Below are 6,283 nucleotides of genomic sequence, written 5' to 3'. Positions count from 1 at the left end.
TTGGAACGGAACCGGTGCGACAGCGGACTCCTCGACGTCACCTTCGACGACCACGGCCACGGCGTCGACCTCGGCCGCGAACAACGCACCTTCAGCCCCTCCCAAAGGGTGGCCCTCTCCCTCCGCGACGGTGGCTGCCGGTGGCCCGGCTGCGACCGGCCACCCTCCTGGACCGAAACCCACCACATCCACCACTGGAAAGACGACACCGGCCAGACCAACCTCGACCACGGCATCCTGCTCTGCCGGGCCGACCACCTCAGGCTCCACAACGAACACTGGCGCATCACCCGCGACGACACCGGCCAGTACTGGCTCACCCCACCACCCGGACTCGACCCCGACCAGAAACCCGTACTGCTCACCAGCAAGAACGCGATCCTCCGCGACGATGACTGACGAGGTCGGGCGGTATTCGGACCGGTTGCCGGTACCGGTCAGAGCCGGGCGAGCCGCTCGATGTCCTCGAGGAACTCGGCCGCGACCTGCGGCGAGACCGTGGTACGGGTGGCACGGATCGCCGCGAGGTAGTCCTCGGTCCGGGGACCGCTCGGCGCATCCGCTGGAACCTCGTCCGCGGTGAAGAGTGCCCGTTCGAGTGCCTCCTGCGAAGCGCGGCGGGCTGCGTACTCGATATCGGCGGGCGAGAAGCCCTCGCTCGCGGCGACGAGGGCGCGGAAGTCGACCGTGCCGGCGACGAGCGCCGGCACGTAGCCGGCCCAGATGGCCGCGCGCGCCGCGGCATCCGGAAGCCCGATCGGGATGACGTAGTCGAAGCGTCCGTGCCGGAGCAGTGCGGAGTCGAGGGCGCGGATGAAGTTGGTCGCGCAGACCAGGAGGCGCCCCGGCCGCTCACGGAAGGCCGGGATGATCTTGAGCAGCTCGTTGGTGACGCCCTGCAGCGGCGACGGCGGTTCGCCGCCGCGCTGGGCCGCGATCTCCTCGACCTCGTCGATGAAGACCACGGCGTGCTCGAGTTCGGAGATCTTGAGGAAGGTCTCCCGCAGGGCGCCGGCAAGTCCCTTCGGGTCGCCGGCCAGCCGGGAGGGGAAGACCTCGACGAACGGCCACTCGAGCCGGGAGGCGATCGCCTTGGCGAAGGTGGTCTTGCCTGTTCCGGGAGGGCCGAAGAGCACGACGGCCTTGGGCGGAACGACCCCGTACTGTTCGGCGAGGTCCGGTTCGGCGAGCGGCATCACGAGCCGGCGCTCGAGGAGTTCCTTCTCGGCGCGCATGCCGCCGACGGCCGCCCAGAGATCGCGCGGCAGGATGCGCCCGCCGAGCTCACCGAGCGCCTTCAGCCCCTCGCGCTGCACCGGGATCTCGCGCTCGAAGTAGCTCAGCTGCTTCTTGACGACGAAGCCGCGGTTGAGGAAGGCGTCGACCCGGCTCTCGGTCTCCGGCATCAGCGCCGAGAGCTTGGTCAGGCCGTGCGGGGCCATCTTCGATTCGAGTGCCGCGAGCATGGCCGTGCCGATGCCCTGGCTTTGCCAGGACTGCGCGGTCGCGAGGAACACGATCCAGCCCTGGGCATGCGCAGCACGGCCGACCGCGGCCCCGATGACCTCGTCGCCGTGCATGGCGACGACGGCGTGGTCCTTCTGGCAGGAGGCGAGCACTTCGGACAGGCCGTAGACCGGTTCTGTCTTGGTCGCGGTGACCTCCTGCCAGAGCCGGAGGATCCCATCAAGGTCGTCAGCGTGGAAATCGCGGATCCGCCAGCCGGTCATGGTGCTCCTTCGCACGGGAATGTCTGTTCCCACAATCTAAGGCACTCGCCCCTTGAGGGCGCGTGAGCGTGCGGCGTAACATTTCGTAACGTGGACGCCGCGGTCAGCAGCCGGCACGGACCGACGCCGGGCTTCCGGAGCGGGATGACGGAAATGATGAGCATGACAGCGCAGATGATGGACTCTTCGATGGCGATGAAGAGCATGAGCGGCCTCGACATGGCGGCGATGCAGGACATGATCGAGTGTTGCAGCGCGTGCGAGCAGGCCTGTACGGTCTGCGCGGACGACATGATGGCCATGGGCATGACCGGTATGTCGAAGTGCATGAGCATGTGCCTCGACTGCGCCGACATGACCCACACGATGATGCGAATGATGCTGCGCCCCTCCGGCTACGACATGCAGGTCATGATGGCCCAGATGGATGCCTGCATGAAGATGTGCATGGCCTGCGCCGCCGAGTGCATGATGCACGCCGAAATGAGCGAAGAGTGCAAGATGTGCGCTGAGGCCTGCCGTCAGTGCGCGGCCGCGTGCGAGCGGATGATGTCGGCGATGAAGTCCATGATGCCGATGGCGTAAAGCAGAGGTCCCTTAGGACAGGCCGACGAGGTCGGAGAAGCCCGACAGCTCGACCGGCGCCAGGAGCACGTTCACGCGCTCGGCTCCGATCGCGAGCACGTGATAGACGTCGTGCAGTGCGACTGGTTCACCGACGGAGGCCGAGGCGCCGAGGTCTGCGTGGTTCCACACCCACACCGTGGCGTGATCGTCGAGGGTCGTTAACGCGAGCCAGCCCGAGTGGGTGACGGCGGTCACGATCGCGTCGCGCCACTTGCTCGGCGTCGCCGCGGACACGCGCTGCTGGATCAGCGGAAGGGCATGACCTGGTGCACTGCCGGTGCAGGTGTGACCCTGTGAGCAGTCGGGACGCGGGATCTTCCGGAGGGTGGGGTGCTGCTGGGTCATTGTGGTCTCTGTCCCTTCGTGTCGCGGTGTCTATCTCGGTTGTCAGCAGCCTAGGTCGGCGACCGGCGGATGTCCCGGCATCCGTCATCCAAGGAAACAATGCAGCCCCGCCGTTCAGGCCTCCCTCGATGACCGGATTCCGGTCGGCGGATGTACCATGAATGTGCGATCCCGTCCACCCCTCGTGATGGGTCGGGTTTCCATCCACGGATGCGAAACCGTGTCAATCTCGATCGCTCACACAATGAACCAGGCTCAGCGGCGCGCCGTTCATCAACCGTTTGAGACTGAGAGAACCCATGGCCGACGTGACGAAGAACTCCACCATCCACTACGTGTCCGCCGTGCGCTGGTCGGCGCTCAAGCGCGAGTTCGCTGCCCGCCGCGGTCCGGTCGCGACGACGCGTGACGACGACGAGGACTGAGAACACCGTGTCCGAAGCGCCATCGTCAGGCGAACCCAACGCGGCTTCGCCGGCCAACCAGGTCTCACTGCCGCGCTGGAATGAACTCAAGCGCGAGTACAACCTGCGGCACAAGTCGCTGATGCGGTACTCCGCTCCCGCTGCGGACACCGCGACGACCCCGGCGACGAGCCCGGACGGCACCGCCGGCTGACCGACCGCTGTGCCCTCGCCCGCTGAGCAGCCGGCTCCAGACCGCCTCGTGTGCGGGTCCAGTCGATAGTATGCAACCAGGGGGCGATGATGACACTGGAGCCACGGGAGACGTCGAGCACGACAGTTTCCCTTCTCCTCGGCCATGTGCGCGCACACGGCGGAGTGGCTGCCGTTGCCGATGTCCTCGCCAGGGCCGGGGTCACGGAGTCGATCGACTGGCTTGAGGACACAGCAAACTGGGTGAGCTACGACACCAGGATCCGGCTCTTCGAGGCCGCGACGACCGTGCTTGACGACCCGCGCACGATGTACACGGTGGGCTCGACGGTCGTCACCGACGGGCTGCATCCGGTGCTCGTGCAGCTCCTGAGCGCCTTCGCATCACCCGCAGCGGTGTACCGCCAATTGCCGCGGTTCATTCCCAAGTTCACGACCACCTCGACAATGGACTCCGTTTCCGTGCGGGGGACGTCGGCAAGCCTTCGCTACCGGCTGCACGAGGGCTATCGTCCGTCACGTCTCGACTGCCAGTACGCCCAGGGCCTGTTCGCCGCTCTGCCGTCCATGTTCGGGCTCAATACCGCCATCGTGGTCCACCCGGAATGCCAGTGCGACGGATATGAGTGTTGCGTCTACGAAGTGACGTGGTCGACCCGGCGCCGCTGGTGGTCGTTGCGGTCATGGACCCATCCGACCAACAGGTCCCTTGTGCTCTTGCGCGAGAAGGTCAAGGAGGTTCAGCTCGCCGCAGCAGACCTCGTCGGAAGCGACGATGTCGACGACGTTCTCGCCCGCATCGTCGCCCGTGCGTCGTCTGCAGTGCTTGCGCCGGCGTACCTGCTCATCATGACGTCCGACCACGATGAGCCCGTGCTTCGCTTCCAGGGACTCGATGCCCCCAAGGCGGCCAGGGTCGCCGCGCGGATCCTCCACGGCGACGCCCTCGGCGACCGGGCGGTGATCGTGGACGTGGCCTCCAGCCGGCGCACCTACGGACGCCTTGCCGCACTCTATTCCCTCGGTCACACCGCGATGGAGGGGGACAGGACCCTGCTCGAGGCATACGCCGGCCACGCCGCCTCGGCGCTGGACCTGTTCACGGCCCTCGACGACAGCAGGCGCGAAGAGAGCAGGGCGGCGGCCATGCTGGTGCTCGCCCATGAGCTCGCGACGAGCAATGGCAGCGAGGCCGTCGCCGATGCCGTCGCACTCGCGGTACCGGCGATCGCTGGCTGCGATGCCGCCGCGGTGCTGCTCTGGGACGCCGGCCCCGGCGTGATGCACGCGGTCGCAACCGCCGGGCTCGATATGCCCCAGAGGGAGCGGGTGCTCGCGTCGCCGATCCCCGCCGCGCAGACGCCCGAACTGGTCGAACTCCTCGCCCACCAGCGGCCGGTCCCGCTCTCGGCGACGACCGCGAGCCCGCAACTGGCCGGCCTCCTCGCGGAATGCGGAATGACCACGGCGATCATCGTGCCGCTGCTCGCCGGCGATGTGCTGATGGGCGTCGTCGCCGGCGGGTGGCGTTCCGCTCCTGCCTCGGGCATCTCGCCGAGCACGCTCGCGCGGATCGAGGGCGTCAGCCATCAGGGCGCCATCGCGTTGCAGAACGCCCGGCTCCTCGCCACGGTTCGTCACCAGTCCCTGCACGACCCGCTGACCGGCCTCGCCAACCGGATGCTGTTCGCGAGTGAGCTCGATGCTGCAGTGTCGACGTGCGCGGAGGGCTCGTGCACCGCCGTGATGTTCTGTGACCTGGACAACTTCAAACAGGTCAATGACGTGCTCGGTCACGGCGCCGGCGACGAACTCCTCCGCCAGATCGCGGTTCGGCTCCGCGGGTGCCTGGGTACCGAGGCGACCATCGGACGTCTCGGTGGCGATGAATTCGCGGTCCTCGCCCACGAACTTGCCGGTCACGAACAGGCGGTCCACCTCGCTCATCGCGTCGTCGACAGCCTCAACCGGCCCTTCCATGTCTCCGGCCACGACCTGCGCATCACCGCGAGCATCGGGGTCGCGGTGCACAACGGCCCGGGGGATGGCGGAGAACGGCTGCTCGCCGCCGCGGACACCGCCATGTACGACGCGAAACGGACCGGCCGGAACCAGGTCGCCCTCGCGGACGACAGCAACCGGACCGACCCGGTCTCCTCACTTCACAGCGAGCTCGTCGAGGCACTCGGACGGGCCGAGATGCGGCTGCACTACCAACCCGTCGTCGCGCTTTCCTCCCCTGACCGGGTCGTGGGGGCAGAAGCCCTGATCCGCTGGGACCATCCCCGCCTGGGCCTGCTGGCCCCCGCCGCTTTCCTGCCGCTCGCGGAGGAGACCGGCCTCGTCGCCGACCTGGACCTGTGGGTGCTCGGCGAGGCGCTCGCCGACCTCGCGGCCCTCGGCGACGCCGCTGACCTCGCCGCCATCGGGGAGGCACCGCTGCACGTCGCCGTGAACCTCGCCAGTGCCACCCTCGTCGATCCGCGGCTGATCCCGACCGTGCGCGCTGCCCTCAACCGCAACCGGCTCCGTCCTGAGCGGCTGGTCCTCGAGATCGTCGAGAGCAGGGCCCTCATCGATCTTCCTGGCGTCGTGGAACGCCTCACCGAACTCCGGCGGCTCGGCGTGTGCATTTCGCTCGACGATTTCGGGACCGGGTTCTCGACCCTGGCCTGGCTCAACACCCTGCCCGTCGACCAGATCAAGATCGACAGGACCTTCACCGCGAACCTGCCGGATGCAGCATCCGTCGCCCTGGTCGAGGGGATCATTGCGCTCGCGCAGAAGCTCGACATCGACGTAGTCGCCGAAGGAGTGGAGACCGAGGACCAGCTCGCTGCGCTTCGGGAAGCCGGCTGCGCTTTCGCCCAGGGTTACCTGCTCGGCCGGCCGAAGCCCGCGTTCGTGTCCGTAACGCAGGCGACGGTGAGCCGCGCCTGAGCCCACCGCCATCGGGTATCCCGC

General features: G+C 67.8%; 7 protein-coding genes. 5 read left to right on the top strand and 2 right to left on the bottom strand.

From position 1 onward, the window contains the following. Window positions 1-399: HNH endonuclease signature motif containing protein (locus E3O50_RS09140; RefSeq protein ID WP_166790983.1), on the top strand; the 399-nt coding region annotated here is incomplete at its 5' end. A gap of 38 nt (window positions 400-437) precedes the next feature. On the opposite strand, the gene E3O50_RS09135 is transcribed toward E3O50_RS09140, so the two are convergent. Next, window positions 438-1,730, bottom strand: a complete 1,293-nt coding sequence (locus E3O50_RS09135) for a GNAT family N-acetyltransferase (RefSeq protein ID WP_134560486.1) — start codon at window positions 1,728-1,730, stop codon at window positions 438-440. 90 nt (window positions 1,731-1,820) lie between these two features. Here E3O50_RS09135 and E3O50_RS09130 point away from each other — a divergent pair, with 90 nt between their 5' ends. After that, a complete protein-coding gene (locus E3O50_RS09130; RefSeq protein WP_241975484.1) occupies window positions 1,821-2,315 on the top strand; it encodes a hypothetical protein in 495 nt (164 codons plus the stop codon). 12 nt (window positions 2,316-2,327) lie between these two features. Here the strand turns inward: E3O50_RS09130 and E3O50_RS09125 are convergent, their stop codons facing one another. Further along, a complete protein-coding gene (locus tag E3O50_RS09125) occupies window positions 2,328-2,702 on the bottom strand; it encodes a hypothetical protein (protein WP_134449241.1) in 375 nt (124 codons plus the stop codon). Between the two features lie 299 nt (window positions 2,703-3,001). Here E3O50_RS09125 and E3O50_RS19815 point away from each other — a divergent pair, with 299 nt between their 5' ends. The 3 genes from E3O50_RS19815 (at window position 3,002) to E3O50_RS09115 (ending at window position 6,259) form a co-directional block, all read left to right on the top strand. Beyond that, window positions 3,002-3,127 carry a hypothetical protein gene (locus E3O50_RS19815; RefSeq protein WP_255454126.1) on the top strand — a complete coding sequence of 42 codons (126 nt, stop codon included), beginning with the start codon at window positions 3,002-3,004 and terminating at the stop codon, window positions 3,125-3,127. A gap of 7 nt (window positions 3,128-3,134) precedes the next feature. Beyond that, a complete protein-coding gene (locus E3O50_RS09120) occupies window positions 3,135-3,320 on the top strand; it encodes a hypothetical protein (RefSeq protein ID WP_134449240.1) in 186 nt (61 codons plus the stop codon). A gap of 86 nt (window positions 3,321-3,406) precedes the next feature. Next, window positions 3,407-6,259, top strand: coding sequence for an EAL domain-containing protein (locus tag E3O50_RS09115; protein WP_134560488.1), 2,853 nt, complete (start codon window positions 3,407-3,409; stop codon window positions 6,257-6,259). Window positions 6,260-6,283 lie beyond the last annotated feature (24 nt).

This window comes from Cryobacterium sp. MDB1-18-1, from assembly GCF_004402735.1.
GTDB classification, from domain to species: Bacteria; Actinomycetota; Actinomycetes; order Actinomycetales; family Microbacteriaceae; genus Cryobacterium; species Cryobacterium glucosi.
Note: the sequence above shows the minus strand (reverse complement) of the source record. Positions and strands in the feature narration are given on the sequence as shown.

Excerpts from the sequence above, each read along its gene's own strand:
- E3O50_RS09135 (WP_134560486.1), bottom strand. The coding sequence starts at position 1,730 with ATGACCGGCTGGCGGATCCGCGATTTCCACGCTGACGACCTTGATGGG.
- E3O50_RS09125 (WP_134449241.1), bottom strand. The coding sequence starts at position 2,702 with ATGACCCAGCAGCACCCCACCCTCCGGAAGATCCCGCGTCCCGACTGC.
- E3O50_RS19815 (WP_255454126.1), top strand. The coding sequence starts at position 3,002 with ATGGCCGACGTGACGAAGAACTCCACCATCCACTACGTGTCCGCCGTG.
- E3O50_RS09115 (WP_134560488.1), top strand. The coding sequence starts at position 3,407 with ATGATGACACTGGAGCCACGGGAGACGTCGAGCACGACAGTTTCCCTT.